Origin of the sequence: Janthinobacterium sp. 64, assembly GCF_002813325.1 — a bacterium.
Classification (GTDB): Bacteria; Pseudomonadota; Gammaproteobacteria; order Burkholderiales; family Burkholderiaceae_D; genus Janthinobacterium.
Window position 1 is genome coordinate 5,580,149 of sequence record NZ_PHUG01000001.1, and the last position, 16,413, is coordinate 5,596,561.

Annotated in this window: 22 protein-coding genes; 11 read left to right on the forward strand and 11 right to left on the reverse strand. The window is 61.9% G+C overall.

All coding sequences use genetic code 11. The features are described from left to right. Positions 1–51 precede the first annotated feature (51 nt). The 4 genes from CLU91_RS24605 to CLU91_RS24615 form a co-directional block, all read right to left on the reverse strand. Positions 52–687, reverse strand: a complete 636-nt coding sequence (locus tag CLU91_RS24605; protein ID WP_442906613.1) for an OmpA family protein — start codon at positions 685–687, stop codon at positions 52–54. A 189-nt stretch (positions 688–876) separates the two neighbouring features. Next, positions 877–1,023: a lmo0937 family membrane protein gene (locus CLU91_RS28020; RefSeq protein WP_010396376.1), complete on the reverse strand. Its 147-nt coding sequence runs from the start codon at positions 1,021–1,023 to the stop codon at positions 877–879. 184 nt (positions 1,024–1,207) lie between these two features. Continuing rightward, a complete protein-coding gene (locus CLU91_RS24610; protein WP_099760056.1) occupies positions 1,208–1,453 on the reverse strand; it encodes a hypothetical protein in 246 nt (81 codons plus the stop codon). Between the two features lie 149 nt (positions 1,454–1,602). Further along, complete coding sequence (locus tag CLU91_RS24615) at positions 1,603–2,256, reverse strand: glycine zipper 2TM domain-containing protein (protein WP_100876212.1); 654 nt, start codon at positions 2,254–2,256, stop codon at positions 1,603–1,605. A gap of 240 nt (positions 2,257–2,496) precedes the next feature. Here CLU91_RS24615 and CLU91_RS24620 point away from each other — a divergent pair, with 240 nt between their 5' ends. After that, the gene (locus CLU91_RS24620) at positions 2,497–3,219 is read left to right on the forward strand and encodes a Crp/Fnr family transcriptional regulator (protein WP_100876912.1); all 723 of its coding nucleotides are present in this window, start codon (positions 2,497–2,499) and stop codon (positions 3,217–3,219) included. A 77-nt stretch (positions 3,220–3,296) separates the two neighbouring features. On the opposite strand, the gene CLU91_RS24625 is transcribed toward CLU91_RS24620, so the two are convergent. Together CLU91_RS24625 and CLU91_RS24630 are read right to left on the reverse strand one after the other, a co-directional pair. Further along, entirely contained in the window at positions 3,297–3,515 is a 219-nt protein-coding gene (locus CLU91_RS24625) for a glycine zipper 2TM domain-containing protein (RefSeq protein ID WP_010396384.1), read from the reverse strand. A gap of 190 nt (positions 3,516–3,705) precedes the next feature. Next, positions 3,706–5,742 carry an AsmA family protein gene (locus CLU91_RS24630; protein WP_100876213.1) on the reverse strand — a complete coding sequence of 679 codons (2,037 nt, stop codon included), beginning with the start codon at positions 5,740–5,742 and terminating at the stop codon, positions 3,706–3,708. A 250-nt stretch (positions 5,743–5,992) separates the two neighbouring features. Between CLU91_RS24630 and CLU91_RS24635 the strand changes: the two genes are divergently transcribed. The 7 genes from CLU91_RS24635 (at position 5,993) to CLU91_RS24665 (ending at position 10,367) form a co-directional block, all read left to right on the forward strand. Further along, positions 5,993–6,397, forward strand: coding sequence for a DUF4398 domain-containing protein (locus CLU91_RS24635; RefSeq protein WP_100876214.1), 405 nt, complete (start codon positions 5,993–5,995; stop codon positions 6,395–6,397). Between the two features lie 35 nt (positions 6,398–6,432). Next, positions 6,433–7,332 (forward strand): OmpA family protein, encoded by a 900-nt coding sequence (locus tag CLU91_RS24640; protein WP_100876215.1) that lies wholly within the window; start codon positions 6,433–6,435, stop codon positions 7,330–7,332. Between the two features lie 84 nt (positions 7,333–7,416). Then, complete coding sequence (locus CLU91_RS24645; RefSeq protein ID WP_035828883.1) at positions 7,417–7,953, forward strand: ferritin-like domain-containing protein; 537 nt, start codon at positions 7,417–7,419, stop codon at positions 7,951–7,953. A 58-nt stretch (positions 7,954–8,011) separates the two neighbouring features. Beyond that, positions 8,012–8,314: a DUF883 family protein gene (locus CLU91_RS24650; RefSeq protein ID WP_035826246.1), complete on the forward strand. Its 303-nt coding sequence runs from the start codon at positions 8,012–8,014 to the stop codon at positions 8,312–8,314. Between the two features lie 18 nt (positions 8,315–8,332). After that, entirely contained in the window at positions 8,333–8,719 is a 387-nt protein-coding gene (locus CLU91_RS24655) for a phage holin family protein (RefSeq protein WP_100876216.1), read from the forward strand. Positions 8,720–8,740: 21 nt separating this feature from the next. Continuing rightward, the gene (locus tag CLU91_RS24660) at positions 8,741–9,079 is read left to right on the forward strand and encodes a hypothetical protein (RefSeq protein WP_034758933.1); all 339 of its coding nucleotides are present in this window, start codon (positions 8,741–8,743) and stop codon (positions 9,077–9,079) included. 133 nt (positions 9,080–9,212) lie between these two features. After that, on the forward strand, positions 9,213–10,367 hold the full coding sequence (locus CLU91_RS24665; protein ID WP_100876217.1) for a patatin-like phospholipase family protein: 1,155 nt from the start codon (positions 9,213–9,215) through the stop codon (positions 10,365–10,367). A gap of 159 nt (positions 10,368–10,526) precedes the next feature. On the opposite strand, the gene CLU91_RS24670 is transcribed toward CLU91_RS24665, so the two are convergent. The 3 genes from CLU91_RS24670 to CLU91_RS24680 are packed head-to-tail and all read right to left on the reverse strand — an operon-like array spanning position 10,527 to position 11,532. Continuing rightward, complete coding sequence (locus tag CLU91_RS24670; RefSeq protein ID WP_100876218.1) at positions 10,527–10,829, reverse strand: hypothetical protein; 303 nt, start codon at positions 10,827–10,829, stop codon at positions 10,527–10,529. 44 nt (positions 10,830–10,873) lie between these two features. Then, entirely contained in the window at positions 10,874–11,026 is a 153-nt protein-coding gene (locus CLU91_RS24675; RefSeq protein ID WP_010396415.1) for a DUF3309 family protein, read from the reverse strand. A 59-nt stretch (positions 11,027–11,085) separates the two neighbouring features. Next, positions 11,086–11,532 carry a glycine zipper 2TM domain-containing protein gene (locus tag CLU91_RS24680; protein ID WP_070278587.1) on the reverse strand — a complete coding sequence of 149 codons (447 nt, stop codon included), beginning with the start codon at positions 11,530–11,532 and terminating at the stop codon, positions 11,086–11,088. A 268-nt stretch (positions 11,533–11,800) separates the two neighbouring features. On the opposite strand from CLU91_RS24680, the gene CLU91_RS24685 reads away from it, so the two are divergent. The 3 genes from CLU91_RS24685 (at position 11,801) to CLU91_RS24695 (ending at position 14,018) form a co-directional block, all read left to right on the forward strand. Continuing rightward, entirely contained in the window at positions 11,801–12,355 is a 555-nt protein-coding gene (locus CLU91_RS24685) for a hypothetical protein (RefSeq protein WP_100876219.1), read from the forward strand. A gap of 82 nt (positions 12,356–12,437) precedes the next feature. After that, a complete protein-coding gene (locus CLU91_RS24690) occupies positions 12,438–12,749 on the forward strand; it encodes a BON domain-containing protein (protein ID WP_096234579.1) in 312 nt (103 codons plus the stop codon). A 72-nt stretch (positions 12,750–12,821) separates the two neighbouring features. Further along, positions 12,822–14,018, forward strand: coding sequence for an AI-2E family transporter (locus tag CLU91_RS24695; RefSeq protein WP_442906583.1), 1,197 nt, complete (start codon positions 12,822–12,824; stop codon positions 14,016–14,018). A gap of 61 nt (positions 14,019–14,079) precedes the next feature. On the opposite strand, the gene CLU91_RS24700 is transcribed toward CLU91_RS24695, so the two are convergent. Both CLU91_RS24700 and CLU91_RS24705 read right to left on the reverse strand, forming a co-directional pair. Further along, on the reverse strand, positions 14,080–15,027 hold the full coding sequence (locus CLU91_RS24700) for a YihY/virulence factor BrkB family protein (RefSeq protein ID WP_100876221.1): 948 nt from the start codon (positions 15,025–15,027) through the stop codon (positions 14,080–14,082). 70 nt (positions 15,028–15,097) lie between these two features. Beyond that, entirely contained in the window at positions 15,098–16,126 is a 1,029-nt protein-coding gene (locus CLU91_RS24705) for an OmpA family protein (protein ID WP_100876222.1), read from the reverse strand. Positions 16,127–16,413 lie beyond the last annotated feature (287 nt).

The window sequence follows — 16,413 nt, forward strand, 5'->3', positions numbered from 1 at the left end:
CCCGCCGGCAAGTGACCTTGCCGGCGGGTTTTTTTATTGAATCAAGCCAACTTAGCGTGGCGCCATTTCGGCTACGTAGATTTCCACGCGGCGATTGCGTGCGCGTCCCGAGGCATCGGCATTCGAGGCGATCGGCTCGCGGGCGCCGCGGCCTTCCGTGACGACGCGCGTTGGCGATACGCCGCGCATGGCCAGGTAGTCGCGCGTGTGGGCCGCGCGTTCCACCGACAGCGGTTCGTTGATGGAAGCGCTGCCCGTGCTGTCCGTGTGGCCGACGATGCTGACCGTCGTGTTCGGGTTTTCATTCAGGGTAGCGGCAAAGCGGTCGAGAATCGGGCGGAAGTTGCCCTTGATGTCGGCGCGGTTGGTGTCGAAGGAAATATCGCTGGGGATTTCCATTTTCAGGCGGTTATCGGCCGTCTGCGACACTTGCACACCGGTACCCTGTGTCGCTTGTTCCATCGCGCGCTTCTGGTTTTCCATGCGGTTCGACCAGATATTGCCGACCACGGCGCCCGCTGCCGCGCCGAGCAGGGCGCCGCCGGCCGTACGGCCGCTGCTGCCGCCACCGGTGGTGCCGCCGATCAAGGCGCCCAGGCCCGCGCCGATGCCGGCGCCCGTGGCTGTGCCGCGTTGCGTCGAGGACATGTCCGCGCAGCCGCTGGCGGCCAGTGCGATCACCAGCATGCCGATCAGGGATGTGGCGCCGGGGCCTTTTTTGAATGTTTCTTTCATGGATTTTCTCCTTGTTTTGTTATTGGGACATACCCAGGACTACCCGTACACGTTACTGCAAAATGGGCCGGTTTGCCAGCGCACGCAAAAGGGCGGCGCCCGTTTGCACGCGCACCGCCCCTCTGGCCAGTCAATTGGCCTCTATAAACCGCGCCCGCTGATCAGGCGCAGCAGCACCATGATCACGGCGACCACCAGCAGGATGTGGATGAAGCCGCCAATGGTATAGGAAGTTACCAGGCCCAGCAGCCAAAGAATAATGAGTACGACGGCGATTGTATACAGCATGATATGTCCTCCGAGAGTAATGTGTGGATGACGGCGACTGCCATGGCCTTGCAGGCGCTGGCGCATGGCGCCGTCATCGGTTTTTTGTCATTGCGCGGCGATTGGGTCGCTGAACGCTGATGCCATGACTTAGTGTCTACTTTGTTTCGCTTGCGTTCTGTACGCTGTCGTACACAAGGATCAACTATCGGGACCGGTCAGCGTGATCATCTGCCATGCCCGGTATCCAGGCCAGCATGCCGGCCATGCCGACGGCGCCTGCCAGGCAGCTGACCATGCCGCCGGTCAGCAGCAGCATCACGCCGAACACGGGCGCGCTCGCTTGCAATGGCGCCAGGTCCAGCGCGCAGAAGCCCAGCGCGGTGGCCAGGATGCCGGCACCGATCAAGCCGAGCCAGATCCGCTTACTGCCTGCCTTGTCGTTTTCCATCGCAGCTCCTTGAAGATATTCGTTGAACTTTCCTGAGTGCATCATCTCGCGGGATGGGAAACTCATCTGTACGCCAACGAACATTGCCAAAAAGAAAACGCCCGGACGGGCCGGGCGTGTATTCGGTTTAAACGCCGGCTGGCGGCCGCTTAGCCCATGGCGCGCAAGCTGCCGTTGACGACGCGCACGCGGTCGCCCTGGCGCCAGTTCGGCGCGGCGCTCTGGTGCACGGTGCGCGTCTTGCCGTTATCGAGGCGCACGACGATGTTGTAGCTGCGCGTGGCGCGCACGCTGCCTTCGATCTGGTTGCCGGCCACGGCGCCGCCCACGGCGCCCAGCACGGTGGCCAGCTGCTTGCCGTGGCCGCCGCCTACCTGATTGCCCAGCAAGCCGCCGACGACGGCGCCGCCGGCCGCGCCCACGCCGCTGCCTTCGGCGCGCGTATTGACTTCATGGATGGCTTCGATCACGCCGCAATTGCTGCACACCTGCGGCGCCGGGGCTGCCGCATATTGTTGCTGTGGCTGTTGCTGCGGCTGCTGAGGCTGTGGCTGGCGCACGGGTTGCTGCGGTGGCTGGGCTGCCAGCGCTTGCGCGCCGGCCGGCTGCAAGTTCGCTGGCGGCTGGTTCGCCTGCAGGCTGGCCATTTGCTCGGCCGAGGTGCCGGCTGCCAGCGGCTGGCTATCGCCCTGGGACGAAGGCAGCCAGCCCATCAGGGCCGCCGTGCCGACGCCGCAAAACAGCAGGACGGCGACGGCGGCGGCAAGCACCAGTGGATGGAGGGATTTGGTGGTGGTAGTCATGGAGAGCTCCTTGTGTTTTTTGAAATAATGAAAAGGGTGATGCGTGTTCTGCGTGTTACTTGCGTCTGTTGCCAGTGTGCTGTGCCGCGTGCGCCGCTTCCGTGCGTCACCGTACATACAGGCACGGTACTGCACCGTAGGCTAAGTAAAAATTATGTCGAGTTGTAACGACACCAAGGAAAAGCAATGCCACCAACGAACGCCAGCATGACCCTGTCCCGCGATGCAGGCCGATCCGGCATGGGCACGCCTGCGGGCGCGCTTGATGCCGGTAACCGCTTGCTGGCCAGCCTGCCCGAGCACGACTTGCGGCACCTGACGGCGCTGTTCGAGAGCGTCACGGTCGAGGTGGGCGAGGTACTGTACGAACCAGGCCAGCCTATCGGCCACATCTATTTCCCCGGCGACTGCCTGATCTCGCTGCTGGCCGTGGCGGAAGGGCGCATGACCCTGGAAGTGGGCTCCGTCGGCCGCGAAGGCGTGCTGGGCGCTTCCGTCGCGCTCGGTCATGAGCTGGCGCAAGTGCGTGCCGTCGTGCAACGATCCGGTACGGCCAGCCGCATCGGGCGGGCCGCGTTCTGCGCCGAGTTCGCCCAGCTCGAATCCCTGCAGCGTTTGCTGTACCGCTACACGGACACCTTGCTGGCGCAAGCCATCCAGATTGCCGTGTGCAGCCGCTTTCACGTGCTTGAGGCACGCCTGGCCCGTTCGCTGCTGATCACGCGCGACCGCCTGCAGTCGGAAAAATTTCACCTGACGCATGAATTCCTCGCCCATACCCTGGGCGTGCGGCGGGTCGGCGTGACCAAGGCCGCCAGCGCGCTGCAACAGCAAAAACTGATTACCTACAGCCGCGGCAATATCGAGATCCTCGATTCCGCCGGCCTGGAAGCCGTTTCCTGCCGCTGCTACGAGCTGGTCAAGGACAGCGGCGCCATCGGCATGGCCAACGTCTTCGTCTGATTTCCTCATCCTCGTGCCGCGGACGCAAAAAAGCGGGGCGGGCGCCTGGGCACCCACCCCGCTTTTTTGAGCGTCAATTACTTCGGCTTGACCTGATTACCGATCACGCCACCGACGGCGGCGCCGCCGACTGCGCCGACGGCGCTGCCGCCCGTCAGCACGGAGCCGGCAACGGCGCCGATACCGGCGCCGATGGCCGTGTTTTTATCCTGGCCGGACATGTTGGCGCAAGCGGTCAAGCTCAACAGCAAGGCGGCAACGGAAGTGGTAGCGGCGATTTTTTTAATGATTTGCATGATAGTTCTCCTATGAATTCGGACCTCGTGGCGCCGGCATGGTATGGGCCGGGGGACTTCGTATCGCCACGTCTTGGTGTTTCAGGCACGATCACAGAATAGAATTGTGGCAAGGCAGGGTCTGTTCGGCAACGCACATAGGGGTGTAACAATTGTAATCGTGCACGGCCGCCCTATCTTGCCATCTTGTTCAGCGGCTTTTGCGCGCTGTCTTGCCCGGTTTCGGCGCCACCGGTTTCACGCGCGCCTGGGCCAGCAGCGCCGCGCATTCGCTATCTTCGACGGGGCCGGTATTGACCAACGGCAGCAGCGCCGCCACGGGCGCCACCACGGCCAGCGCCAGGGCGCCACCGGCGCGCAGGGCCAGCACGCCCTTGTCGACGCTCACGTCGGGCTTGCTGAACGTGCCATGCACATACAGGGGCGAGCGCAGCGAAAAGACGCGCAAGCCCTTGCTGTCGGGCCGCAGGGTCAGGTCCAGCCGTTCATCGGCCAGGTTCACCGTGCCATCGATATTGAGGATGGCGTCATCGGTGTCGACGATGAACTGGCGCGTGCGCATCAAGCCCTTGGTGACGGCGAAGTCGGCGGCCATGCAGTTCAGCCTGACCTGCTTGTCGCCAGACAGTTTGGCCAGCACGACACTGCCGATGTTCAAGCCCATTTCTTCCAGCAACAGTTTGCTGATGCTGCCCCGGTTGATCAGCGCACGCACTTCGCCGTTCGAACTGCCCAGCAGGGTGGCGACGGAATTGCCCGTGGCCGACAGCGATGCATCGCCATTGATTTCGCCCACGCTGGCCTGCAGGGCCGGCAGGCGGGGGAACAGTTGCTGGATGTGCAGATGGCGGGCGCTGGCCTTGAGTTCGGCCGCGATGCCGTTGGCGATGACCTTGCCGCTGCCGTCGAGCTTGATTTGCGACGTCAGGGTGCCGCCCGCCACGTTGAAGTTGAGCGGCGTCAATGACAGCACGCCATCCGTCAGCACCACATGCGTGTCGAGCTTGCTGATCGGCAGCTCGGCGTCGCGCGTGATCTTGTCGGCCGTGTAGCGCACGTCGGCGTCCAGGCTGGTCCACCGCTCCGTCTTGAAGGTTTCCACCGGCAGCACGCGGCCGGCCGGTTGCGTCGACGGCACGCCCCGTTCCTTCTTGCTGGCGCTGGAATCAGCGCCCACCAGCGGACCGAGGTCGGAAAATTGCAGCAGGCGCGAGTGCACTTCACCCGTCAGGCGCTTGCGCGGCGTGCTGGCGGAAAAGGCCAGCTTGCCGCCGATGTCGCTCGAACCCACCTTGCCGCTGAACTGGTCGTACACCCATTCGCCGCCACGCGGTGCCAGGGTGCCCGTCAAATGGCCTTCCGTGCTGAAATGCGGCGTTTCCGGCAGCAGCACGCCCGTCAAGGGATACAGGCGCGCCATGCTGGGTCCGGATAGCTTCAGGCGCACGTCGAGCGCGGCCAAGTCCGCCGGGCGCGTCAGCGTGCCTTCGATGGCCACGCTGCTGCCGCTCGCGCGCATGTCGGCCTGGATGGGGAAGGGCGTGCCTTGCCGCTGCAGCGACAGCACGCCGCCCGCCTTGCCGCCGCCCTTGACGGTTTCGCCGCGGTAGGTGCCCGACAGTGTCCAGGCGATGCCGTAGCGCGCATCGCCCGCGAGGGTGTCGACATCGGCGCGCATCGCCGTTTTGCTGACGCCATCGTCCAGGGTCACGCTGCCCTTGCTGAAGACCACGCTTTGCAGTTCCAGCTGCCACGGCGATGGCTGCTCCTGCTTGTCGAAGGTCCAGTTATTTTTGCCATCCTTGCTGCGCAGCAAGCGCACCTGCGGCGTGTCGAAGCGCAATTGCGGGATGATGATTTTCTTGTCCAGCAGGGCCAGCGGGTTGAGCGAGAACGCCAGCTGGCTGACGCTGGCCAGTTGCGCCTGGCCATCCGTGTCCGCCATGCTGCTCGGGTTGCCCAGGCGCACATCCTTGGCCTGCAGGTGCGGCCAGGGCAGATAGTCGCGCCAGGTTTTTTGCCCCGTAGTTGCCGGTTGCCGCCACGTCAGCGCCAGGTCGCCCACGATGGCAAACGGCCGTCCCAGCGCGTCGCTGGCGCGCGCATTGAGCCAGGGCTTGGCGCGGTTCCAATCCATGTTCGACAGGACGATGGCGGCGGTGACGGGCAGGGCGATGAGCACGGCGGTGCTGGCAAGGGCGATTTTCTGACGGCGGGAGAGCGGCATAAGCGGAATTCTTTCTGGACAAGTAGACACGATGCTACAGGAATCGCCACAAAACCGGTCCCGTTTCTGGTTTTGCAGGCGTGCACGTGCGCTGCCGCACGTTGCCCATGCAAGTATTGTCGATTTCTTACTCTATGTGCGGCACCGAACGGATATGTGGGGAGCCGGAGCCTATAACGTCATACATCAAACGCAGTTCCTGATTCGTTCCACCTGTTACACATCAATCACATTCTCCAGGAGAAGAAAAATGACAAACCGAGATTCCATCACAACCCCCATGACCGCTCTGGCCGCCTGCCTCACCGCCGTTGTTCTGATGACGGGCTGCTCCAGCCTGAAAACGCCAGCCACGGCTGATGTCGCCGTGTCGCGCGCCGCCGTCGATAACGCCGCCAGCGCCGGCGCCGCCGAACTGGCCCCCGATGAAATGCGTTCGGCCCGCGAGAAAATGCGCATGGCTAACCAAGCCTTGAAAGACCGCGACTACAAACTGGCGCGCGACCTGGCCGACCAGGCGCAAGCCGATGCCAAGCTGGCGCAAAGCAAGGCCAACTCGGCCAAGGCCACCAGCGCGGCCGATGAAATCAACGAGAACATCCGCGTCATGCGAGAAGAACTCGACCGTGCCAATCAGCAAGCTCCAAAACAATAAGCAACAACAACAATAACTAATAACAGGACTCCATCATGAAAAAAGCTACCTACACCACCATTCCCGGCCTGCTGGCCATGGCCGCTTTAGTTGCCGCCTGCAGCTCCGCACCGACCACCACCAGTCTGCTCGACCAGACGCGCGGCGACTACATGGCGGCGCAATCGAACCCGCTGGTATCGACCTATGCGCCACGCGAATTCCGCGAAGCGAGCGCTGCGCTGGAAGCGGCGAACGCGGCCGCCACGCGCCAGGATGACAGTGAAAAGGTCGACAAGCTGGCCTATCTGGCCAAGCAAAAGATAGCCACGGCACAAGAGGTAGCCAAGCAGAAAGCCGCAGAAGCCGATGTCGCCAACGCCGGCAAGCAGCGCGATCAGTTGCGCCTCGATGCGCGCACGCAGCAGGCCGACCAGGCCACGGCCCGCGCCCAGTCGGCGCAAGCCGATGCGGAAGCGGCCAAGGCGCAGGCGCAAGCGGCCGAAGCGTCGGCCCGCGATGCGCAAGCCCGCGCCGCCGGACTCGAAGCGCAGCTGGCCGACCTGGCCGCCAAGAAAACCGAGCGCGGCATGGTCATCACCCTCGGTGACGTGCTGTTTGGCACGGACAAGGCGAACCTGACGGCCGATGGCGCAAATACGGCGCGCAAGCTGGCCGACGTACTAAAAAACAACCCGCAACGCACCGTGCTGATCGAAGGTTTTACGGATAGCACGGGCGGTTCCGCGCATAACCTGGAATTGTCGCAACGCCGCGCCGAATCCGTGCGCAATGCATTGCTGGAACAAGGCATCAGCCGCGACCGCATCGCCACGAAAGGCTACGGCGCCGCCTATCCGGCCGCTGGCAATGACACGGTGGCAAACCGCCAGCTGAATCGCCGGGTGGAAATCGTGCTGTCGGAAGATAACACCGCCATTCCCGCCCGCCGTTAAACGCCTTGGGGCGTTGTAAGCCAAAGGCAGCACCGGCCGAACCTTGGCCGGTGGATACCCATGCAAGACTTGAAAGGAAACATCATGACACTAACATCTGTTGAGATTCCAGCTGGCATCGACACGGCCGCCATCCGCGCGGCCGCAAAAAACCTGGACGACGGCGCCGTGACGGCCGGCTACCAGGCCGATCGCCAGGAGTTGATCACTCTGCTGAATGGGGCCCTGGCCACCGAACTGGTGTGTATTGCGCGATATAAACGCCATTACTACACCGTGAGCGGGCGCGACAATGGCAGCATCAAGGCCGAGTTTCTGGAACACGCGCAGCAGGAGCAGGAACACGCCGACTGGCTGGCCGAACGCATCGTGCAATTGAATGGCAAGCCAGATTTTAATCCTGCGACATTGCTTGCACGTAGCCATGCCGAGTATGATGACTCCGAAGACGTGCAAAGCATGGTGCGTGCCAATCTGATCGCGGAACGGGTGGCGATCGAGTCGTATCGCCAGATGATCGTGAAAATTGGCGACAAAGATCCGACCACACGCCATTTGTTGATCAAAATCATGGCTGTCGAGGAAGAGCACGCCGATGATATGCGCGATCTAATGGAATAGTGTTTTTGAGTAAAGTAGGTATAGTAACTACATTCATCCATAGCTAAGGAGCTAAACCATGTTGGAAAACAATATCACCACCGTCAATAACGATGTCAAAACCCTGGTCAAGGATGCGCAAGCCCTGTTCAGCGCCGCTGCCGCCCTGACGGGCGAAAAAGCCGATGAAGTGCGCGTCAAGGGCATGAAAACCCTGGACGCCGCTCTGGCCAAGGCGCATGAAGCGCAAGCGTCGGCCATCGTTGCCACCAAGCAGATGGCTGCCCAGGCGGACGGCTATGTCAAGGAAAACCCATGGCGCACCGTGGCCGTCGCCGCCGGCGTCGGCGTGCTGGTCGGCTTCATCCTGGGCCGCAAGTAATCCACTGTCAGGAGCGATATGGACAAGTCTGCTTCGTCTCACCAGGGGCCGGGATTGATCGGCTCGGTCGCCGGCCTGGCCAGGAACGCCGTCGGACTGATGTTGTCGCGGCTGGAACTGGCCACCATCGAACTGTCGGAAGTGCGCAATCACATGCTGCAGCTGATTGTCATTTTCGCGCTGGCGACGGTGGCGGGCTTGTTTGCCATCGCTTACGGCAGCGTGCTGATCGTTTTCCTGGCCTGGGATAGCCTGGGCTGGAAGATCCTCGCGATCATGACGGTCGTGTTCGTACTGCTGGCCATCGCGCTGGTCATGTATGCGCGCGCCATGCTGCGTCAAGGAAAGCTGTCGATGCCCGCCACCATGGCGGAATTGAAGGCCGACCGCGACATGCTGATGTAAGCTGCCCTACGAGGAGAATTCATGTCGGAAACCGACAAACTGGCGGCGCAAGCCGCCCGCAAGCGCCTGCTGATCGCCCAGGGCGAAATGTATCGCGTGGGCATCGTGCATGCGCGCGCCAACGTGGGCTATGCCTTGCGTCCCGAATCGATGCTGCAGGGCGTGGTCGAAACGGCGGTCGGCTTTGCCGGCCACCGCGTCGAATCTCTGCTGGCGCCGGGCGGCATGCGTTTGCAGGGCGCCATGCCTTACGTGCTGACGGCGCTGTCCTTTATCGGACGCAAGAAGCTGGTCAAGCCGGCCCTGGTCCTCGTGGCCGTGGCCGCCGTTGCCGCCAGCTGGCTGCGCCGCAAGCGCTGAACGCAGGTCGTGTTGCACAGGAACGCCGTCATTGACGGCGTTTTTTTTGCCTGTACCCAAGGTCCGACACGCACTGACGCAATCCCTTACAATGATCCACGCCGCACCCCGCGGTGGACAGAGGGCCATCTTGATGACGCATTCGAAGACACCGATCAATCAGTTAAATCCCTCGCGCCTGCGCATCGTGCTGGTGCTGCAGGGGGGCGGCGCACTGGGCGCCTACCAGGCCGGCGTCTACCATGCGCTGCACGAACATGGCCTGGCACCCGACTGGGTGGTAGGTACCTCGATCGGCGCCATCAATGCGGCCATTTTGGCCGGCAACAAGCACGAGGACAGGCTCGTGCGTCTGAAAGAGTTCTGGCAGCGCGTGGCGCACCGCGACAGCATCGACATGAATCTGGTCTCCGACCAGCAGCGCCGCTCGAACATCTGGCTGGCCACGCTCGATACGGTGCTGCGCGGCGTGCCCGGCTTCTTCAAGCCTCGTTCGTTCAGCCTGTTTCCCGCCGGAATCGCCGTCAAGCCGGAAGAGGCGAGTTTTTATGACACCAGCGAGCTGGCCAGCACCCTCGGGGAACTGGTCGATTTCGATTACCTGAACCAGCCCGGCGGCATGCGCCTGACGGTCAACGCGCTGCGCGTCAAATGCGGCAGCCTCACCAGTTTCGACAGCCAGCAGCAACCGCTGACGGCCGATCACATCCGCGCCAGCGGCGCCTTGCCGCCCGGCTTTGCGGGCGTGCGCGTCGATGGCGATTTGTATTGGGACGGCGGCCTGTACTCGAACACGCCGCTTGAAACCGTGCTCGACGACACGCCCCACGTCGACACGCTGGTCTTCATGGTCGACCTGTGGAGCTCGGAAGGCCCGGAGCCGACCACCCTCGATGAAGTGCAGACGCGGCAAAAGGACGTCACCTTCGCCTCGCGCTCGAAGCGGCACATCGCCGATTACGTCAATACGCATACCTTGCAGCGCAAACTGCGCGAACTGTACGCCGGTCTGCCCGACACCAAGCACAACCGCCAGCAGACGCAAGAGCTGGTAGCGCTCGGTTGCGACAGCACCATGCACATCGTGCGCCTGCCGTATGCGGGGCGCGACTGGCACATGGCGGCCAAGGACATCAATTTCTCGAAGGGCTCCATCGAGTGGCGCTGGGAGCAGGGCTATCAAGACGGCTTGCGCGCGATCAAGGCGGCCGGCTGGCTGGCGTTTGTCACGGAAGACACGCCACTCGTGGTGCATGAATTGCCACCCTACGAGCGCGACGCCGCTTAGTGACGCCTGTCAAAACCTGCTGCGCGTCGGTATAGGCGGCCTGCGATGCTCACCGTACTAGAAGTACGGTTGCGCTTCTTAGCCACCTCTCCCTTCCGCTCGCGACGGTTTTGCCAGGCGTTGCAAGAGTAAAGAGCAAGAGTACGGCGTATCGCTGCATCACTGCGGATGGGCTGCCTCGCGCAGCTTCTCCGCGTTCGCCATGTCTTGCCGATACGTGTCTTGCGCGTCCTTCAGGCAGGTGGCGCGCGCGGCCGATGGTTCCGAACGGCAGGCTTTTTTGGCCTCGGCCAGCGCGGCGGCGATTTCCTTGCGCAGGGTGCGCAGCTGGGCTTGCGCCGTGCTGTCTTCCTGGTACCAGCGTTGCGGGTCTCCCGGCTGCGGCGTGGCCGTCTGCGCGATTGCCAGCGGCGCCAGGCTGCAGGCTAGCAAGGTGGCCAAGAGTGTGTTGTGGATAGTCATGATATTTCCTCCTTGAAATGAAAAAGGCGCCGTAGCGCCTTTTTTTACAACCTGCCCGTCAGTAATAGCAGGATCAGTATCACTACGACGAGGCCGGCGATGCCGCTGGGGCCGTAACCCCAGTTGCGGCTATGCGGCCAGGTGGGCAGGACGCCGACCAGGGCCAGGATCAAGATGATCAGAATGATGGTGCCCATGGTATCTCCTTGTTGGTGCATGGTTTGGCGCGGGCTTGCTGGCAAGCCTGGCCAGCGGATTAATAGCGGTAGACGCGGCCGTCAACGACGCGCACGCGGTTGCCCGGGCGCAAATCATTCGCGTTGTCTTGCACCACGGTACGGTATTCGCCGTTGTCGAGGCGCACGCTGATTTGGTAAGCCTGCGCTTGCTGCCTGCGGCCTTCCACCTGGTTGCCCACGACGCCGCCGGCGACGGCACCGGCCACGGTGGCGGCCGTGCGTCCGCCGCCCGAGCCGATGGTATTGCCCAGCAGGGCGCCGGCGATGCCGCCGACCACGGCGCCGGCGCCGCTGGTTTGACCTCCGCCCTGCACGATCTGGATGGAATCGACGGTGCCGTACATGGCGGACTCAGGCTGGTTGGCCGGGTAATATTGTTGTGACTGGGAAGGACCGGTGGCGCAACCGCTGAGTACAGCGGTGGCGGCGAGCATCAGTGCAGCCAAGGTGGCGTTGGTTTTCATTTTATTCTCCTGACGAGGTGAGGGTGTAGTGCCATCTTAGTCACGCCCCTGTCCTTGGTCTGTACGCTGCCGCACGCACTTATTTGCTGTCGAACTGGCAATGTGGGCAGGAGCGATCCAGCAAAACGTTGTTATTTCTCCCTGTCTGCCTTCCGCTTTCAAAATAAATTACTTGTGTACGGCAGCGTACAGAAGAGCGGCGACTATCCACGTAAAACGGTAGTCATGCCAAGCAGACATGCTTGGTGCCACCAGGGAGAAATACAATATGAACAAGAACAAGCTCTTCACCGCCATCGTCGTCAGCCTGGCATGCGCCGCCTGGGGCGGTCAGGCAGTGGCTGCCACGCCGGAAGCGAAAGCGGCCTACAAGGCGGCCAATGAGCAGGCGGGCCTGAATTACAAGCTGGCACATGCCGAGTGCGAAAAAATCACGGGCAACCCGAAAGATGTCTGCGTCGCCGAAGCGAAGGCCGTGCGCGCCTACGATGAAGCGGTGGCTCAGGCGCAATACACGAATACCCTGCGTGCCTACACCAAGGCGCGCATCAAGATTGCCGATGCCAACTACGACGTCGACCTGGCCCGCTGCAATGCGCTGACGGGCAACGACAAGGATGTCTGCGTCAAGCTGGCCAAGTCCACCAAGGTGGCGGCCCTGGCCGATGCCAAGGCGGACAAGAAAGTCATCGAAGCGCGCAGCGATGCGCGTGAAGCAAAAAGAAAAGCCGAGTACAAGGTCGCGACAGAAAAATGCGATGCATTAGCCGGCGCAGCCAAGGATGACTGTATCAAGGCTGCAAAAACCCAGTTTGGCTACTGAGCTCCTTCCGGCGCGCAGTCACCACACTGGTATAAGAAGCTCATTGTGAGCACATTGATTGACCACTCCTAAGGAAAAAACCATGAAATTCACTAAATCTATCGCTACTGGCCTTTTCATCGCTTCCCTGTTCGCCGTTGCAGGTTGCGCTTCGACCCCAACCAAGGAAGGCACGGGCGAGTACATCGACGACGCGGCCATCACCACCAAAGTGAAAGCCAGCATCTTCAACGAGCCTACACTGAAATCGACGGAAATCAACGTTGAAACCTTCAAGGGCGTGGTTCAGCTGAGCGGCTTCGTGGCCCAGCCAGCCGATGCCGCCAAAGCGGGTGAAATTACCCGTGGCGTCAAGGGCGTGAAGTCGGTCAAAAACGACATCCGCGTCAAGTAATGGCATGACCTGCCGCAGCGGCCAGCCCCACGGCTGGCCCTGTGGTCCACCACCGACCGTCGCGGGAATCGCATGCATATCCAGCCTACAGATACCCCGCCCGAGCCGGTGGCGGCTGCCTCCACCGAGCCTGCCGGGCCACCTCCCGGCACGCCCGTGGAGCACCTTGACACATCCTTGCGTTTGCCGCTGCACGTCAATGCGCGCGGTCTGGCGCTGGGCATCATCGCCACCGTCAGCTTCATTTATGCGCTGCAGTGGGCACAGAAATTCCTCATTCCCGTCATCTTCGGCATTTTCATTGCCTATACCCTCAATCCCGTCGTCGCCTGGCTGGAAAAGCTGCGCCTGCCGCGCGCCATCGGCGCTACCGCCGTCACGGCCCTGATCCTGTTCGGTTCCGTCGTCGTGGTCGAGCGCGTGCAGGGCGAATTTGAATCCATCGTGGAAGAGTTGCCGGCCGCCACGCATAAACTGTCGCGCCTGATTGCCGCCAGTACGGGCGGCAAGAACAGCACCTTCCAGAAGATGCAGGCCGTGGCCAATGAAATCGAGCAAGTGGCCGCCGGCGCCGAGGCCCGCCGCAACAACCGCCGCGCCGCCGCGGCCGAGGCGCCCAACTTCAAGATCATGGACTGGGTCTGGGCCGGTTCGCTGGGCCTGGTGGGTTTCCTCAGCCAGGCGACCATGGTCATCTTCCTCGTATTCTTTTTGCTGCTGTCGGGCAATACCTTCAAGCGCAAGCTCGTCAAGCTGACGGGCCCGTCGCTGAGCCGCAAGAAGGTCACCGTGCACATCCTGGAAGACATCAATACCTCGATCCAGAACTATATGTTCATGCTGCTCGTCACGAATGGCTTGCTGGCCGTGCTGATGTGGATCGCCCTGCGCGTGATCGGCCTGGAAAACGCGGGCGCCTGGGCCATCGTGGCGGGCTTGCTGCACATCATGCCGTATTTCGGACCCTTGCTCATCACCATCGCCACGGGCCTGGTTGCCTTTTTGCAGTTCGAATCGCTGGAAATGGTCTTGCTGGTGACGGGCACGTCGATGGCCATTGCCACCCTGGTCGGCACTTTTGTGACCACCTGGATGACGGGGCGCATCGCCCGCATGAATCCCACGGCGGTGTTCATCAGCCTGCTGTTCTGGGGCTGGCTGTGGGGCGTCTGGGGCTTGCTGCTGGGCGTGCCCATCATCGTCATCGTGAAGGTGGTGGCCGAGCGCGTGCAAGGCATGGAAGTGGTGGCGGAATTGCTGGGCGAATAGTTCTCCAAAACGCATGTCAAAACGGCGCCCGCGGGCGCCGTTTTGACATGCGTCAGCCTGCTCAGGACTGGTGGCGTTTCAATATCTTGACTTGCACATCGCCATCGTCCGTCTTCGGCATATCCTTCATGCTGCCCAGCTGCAGGGCGAACTGGCGCGTGAATTCGGCGCCCAGGAAGAAGATTTGCGCCGAGTAATACACCCACAGCAGCAGGGCCACCAGCGAACCGGCCGCGCCATAGCTGCTGGCCACGCCGCTATTGCCGATATACACGCCAATTGCATACTTCCCCAATGAAAACATGAAGGCCGTGCCCACGGCGCCGATCACCACGTCGCGCCAGGACAGGCGCACGCGCGGCAGCATTTTATAGATGACGGCAAACAGGCTGGCGATGACGGCAAAGCCGATCAGATTCGACAGCATGGTAAACAGCACGGCTGTATCCTTCCACACGCCCTCCCAGAAGTTGGCGAGGATGGCCATGGCCGCGTTGACCACCAGCGACACCATCAGCAGGAAGGCCAGCACCAGCACCAGGCCGAAGGACAGCAAGCGCGTGCGCAGCATGTCCCAGGCGCCCGCTTCCTTCAGCGGTGGTACTTGCCAGATTTCATCGAGACTGGCTTTCAGTTCGGCAAACACGCTGGTGGCGCCAAACAGCAGCAGGGCGCTGGCGATGAGGGTGGCGATGCGGCCCTGTTCATGGTTCTTCGCGCCGGCCAGCACCAGCTGGATGGCTTCGGCGCCTTGCGTGCCCAGCAAACCCTGCAGTTGCCCCATCAGTTCGCCGCGCGCGGCGGCCGGGCCATAGAAAAAGCCGGCGATGGCAATCACCAGCACGAGGATGGGGGCGATGGAAAACAGGGTGTAATAGGCGAGGGCGGCGCCCTTGCTCGAGGCGCGGTGTTCCAGCCATTCGGTGACGGAACAGACGATGACACTGCGCATCTGCTTGCTGAACGGCGCCAGGCCGGCCAGTCTGGGATAACGGGTAGAAAAATTCATGATGACTTTCAATGCAAAAAAGGGGCGCGAGCCCCTTTTTTTATTCACAAGTGGCGTACCACTGTTGAGCTTACTGCACGCGGCGTTCGATGGTGATTTGTTCCACTTCAACGCGGCGGTTTGGTTCCAGGCACTTGATCAGGTCGGCACGCTTCTTGTTATCGCAGGTGACGACAGGATTGGTGGAGCCCTTGCCTTCAGCCGTCAGGCGGTTGGCGGCGACACCGTGGGCGACCAGGTATTCCTTGACTGCATCAGCGCGCTGCTGCGACAGTTTCAGGTTGTACTTCGGCGAGCCGATGCGGTCGGCATAACCGCTGATGACCACGTTGTTGACGTCCGGCGCAGCGCTCAGCACGCGGGCGATTTCGTCGAGCTTGGTCTGTGTCGGACCCAGCTTGGCGCTGTCGAACGCGAACAGCTCCGTTGCCGACATCGTCACTTTTTCAAAGCGTGCTGGCGGTGGCGGTGGTGGTGGCGGCACGACCACGACGACTTCTTCGCGCGCTGGCGGCGGCGGTGGCGGTGGTGGCGGCGGTGCAGGCGGTTTGTCGAACGCGAAGTTCAGGCCCACGGTGACGTAGTAGTTGTTGCTCTTGCTGCTAGGGTCGAAGGTGTTACCGCGCAGGAAACCGTGCACATTGCGGATGTCAGCCTGGAACGACAATTGATCGTTGATCGTGGACTGGAAGCCCAGGCCGACGCTGGCGTAAGGCGAGCTCTTGCTGCGTTCGCCGAAAGCGAAGCTGGTGTCCTTGTCGCGCTGCATGCCGGCACCGACCAGCAGGAAGGGACGGAAGGCTTTACGCGAGAACATGTACAAGCCGTCTACGCCCAGCGTATTTTGCTGGTAGCGCTGACCGCCATCCTTGGAGCGGGCGTACGTGGTGCCCAGCTGGATATCCCAGTCCGGGGAAACAGGTTTGCCGAAACGCAAGCCTGCGCCATAGCCGGTTTTATCCGTGGCAAAGTCGGAATCTGGCTTGAGTGCGTTGAGGCTGGGTTGAATGTACCAGGAGGGATTGATTTCCTGGGCCTGTGCGCCGAGGGCGGAGCACAGTACTGCGGCGGCAACGGCGATTTTTTTTAGATTATTCACAAGTAACTCCCAACGTTGATAAGAGATTGTCTCTACTGCATCAATGCGACAACTGCCAGACATGCTATTGCTAGAGATAGACAGCAATTCCAGGTGCGCTTTCTTGCGATAAATGCACTGCTGTTGGAGTAGAGAATACGGTTGCAGGTTCAGGTGGTCGGTGCGCTGGCGCACAAAGCATTGTGGTAGATCAATGGTGTTGCAGATTCACGACAAATACTTTGCTGTTGAAAAAAACTCATCTGCCTCGACAAAAACTGGCGGCAACAGCCTATGGACGGGCATCG

Bases quoted from the DNA above. Each gene is read 5' to 3' on its own strand.
- CLU91_RS24620 (WP_100876912.1), top strand. From the start codon at position 2,497: ATGGGCACGCCTGCGGGCGCGCTTGATGCCGGTAACCGCTTGCTGGCC.
- CLU91_RS24670 (WP_100876218.1), bottom strand. From the start codon at position 10,829: ATGACTATCCACAACACACTCTTGGCCACCTTGCTAGCCTGCAGCCTG.
- CLU91_RS24615 (WP_100876212.1), bottom strand. From the start codon at position 2,256: ATGACTACCACCACCAAATCCCTCCATCCACTGGTGCTTGCCGCCGCC.
- CLU91_RS24665 (WP_100876217.1), top strand. From the start codon at position 9,213: ATGACGCATTCGAAGACACCGATCAATCAGTTAAATCCCTCGCGCCTG.
- CLU91_RS24630 (WP_100876213.1), bottom strand. From the start codon at position 5,742: ATGCCGCTCTCCCGCCGTCAGAAAATCGCCCTTGCCAGCACCGCCGTG.
- CLU91_RS24680 (WP_070278587.1), bottom strand. From the start codon at position 11,532: ATGAAAACCAACGCCACCTTGGCTGCACTGATGCTCGCCGCCACCGCT.
- CLU91_RS24650 (WP_035826246.1), top strand. From the start codon at position 8,012: ATGTTGGAAAACAATATCACCACCGTCAATAACGATGTCAAAACCCTG.
- CLU91_RS24605 (WP_442906613.1), bottom strand. From the start codon at position 687: ATGCTGGTGATCGCACTGGCCGCCAGCGGCTGCGCGGACATGTCCTCG.
- CLU91_RS24635 (WP_100876214.1), top strand. From the start codon at position 5,993: ATGACAAACCGAGATTCCATCACAACCCCCATGACCGCTCTGGCCGCC.
- CLU91_RS24675 (WP_010396415.1), bottom strand. From the start codon at position 11,026: ATGGGCACCATCATTCTGATCATCTTGATCCTGGCCCTGGTCGGCGTC.
- CLU91_RS24695 (WP_442906583.1), top strand. From the start codon at position 12,822: ATGCATATCCAGCCTACAGATACCCCGCCCGAGCCGGTGGCGGCTGCC.
- CLU91_RS24640 (WP_100876215.1), top strand. From the start codon at position 6,433: ATGAAAAAAGCTACCTACACCACCATTCCCGGCCTGCTGGCCATGGCC.
- CLU91_RS24700 (WP_100876221.1), bottom strand. From the start codon at position 15,027: ATGAATTTTTCTACCCGTTATCCCAGACTGGCCGGCCTGGCGCCGTTC.
- CLU91_RS28020 (WP_010396376.1), bottom strand. From the start codon at position 1,023: ATGCTGTATACAATCGCCGTCGTACTCATTATTCTTTGGCTGCTGGGC.
- CLU91_RS24660 (WP_034758933.1), top strand. From the start codon at position 8,741: ATGTCGGAAACCGACAAACTGGCGGCGCAAGCCGCCCGCAAGCGCCTG.
- CLU91_RS24690 (WP_096234579.1), top strand. From the start codon at position 12,438: ATGAAATTCACTAAATCTATCGCTACTGGCCTTTTCATCGCTTCCCTG.
- CLU91_RS24625 (WP_010396384.1), bottom strand. From the start codon at position 3,515: ATGCAAATCATTAAAAAAATCGCCGCTACCACTTCCGTTGCCGCCTTG.
- CLU91_RS24610 (WP_099760056.1), bottom strand. From the start codon at position 1,453: ATGGAAAACGACAAGGCAGGCAGTAAGCGGATCTGGCTCGGCTTGATC.
- CLU91_RS24685 (WP_100876219.1), top strand. From the start codon at position 11,801: ATGAACAAGAACAAGCTCTTCACCGCCATCGTCGTCAGCCTGGCATGC.
- CLU91_RS24645 (WP_035828883.1), top strand. From the start codon at position 7,417: ATGACACTAACATCTGTTGAGATTCCAGCTGGCATCGACACGGCCGCC.
- CLU91_RS24655 (WP_100876216.1), top strand. From the start codon at position 8,333: ATGGACAAGTCTGCTTCGTCTCACCAGGGGCCGGGATTGATCGGCTCG.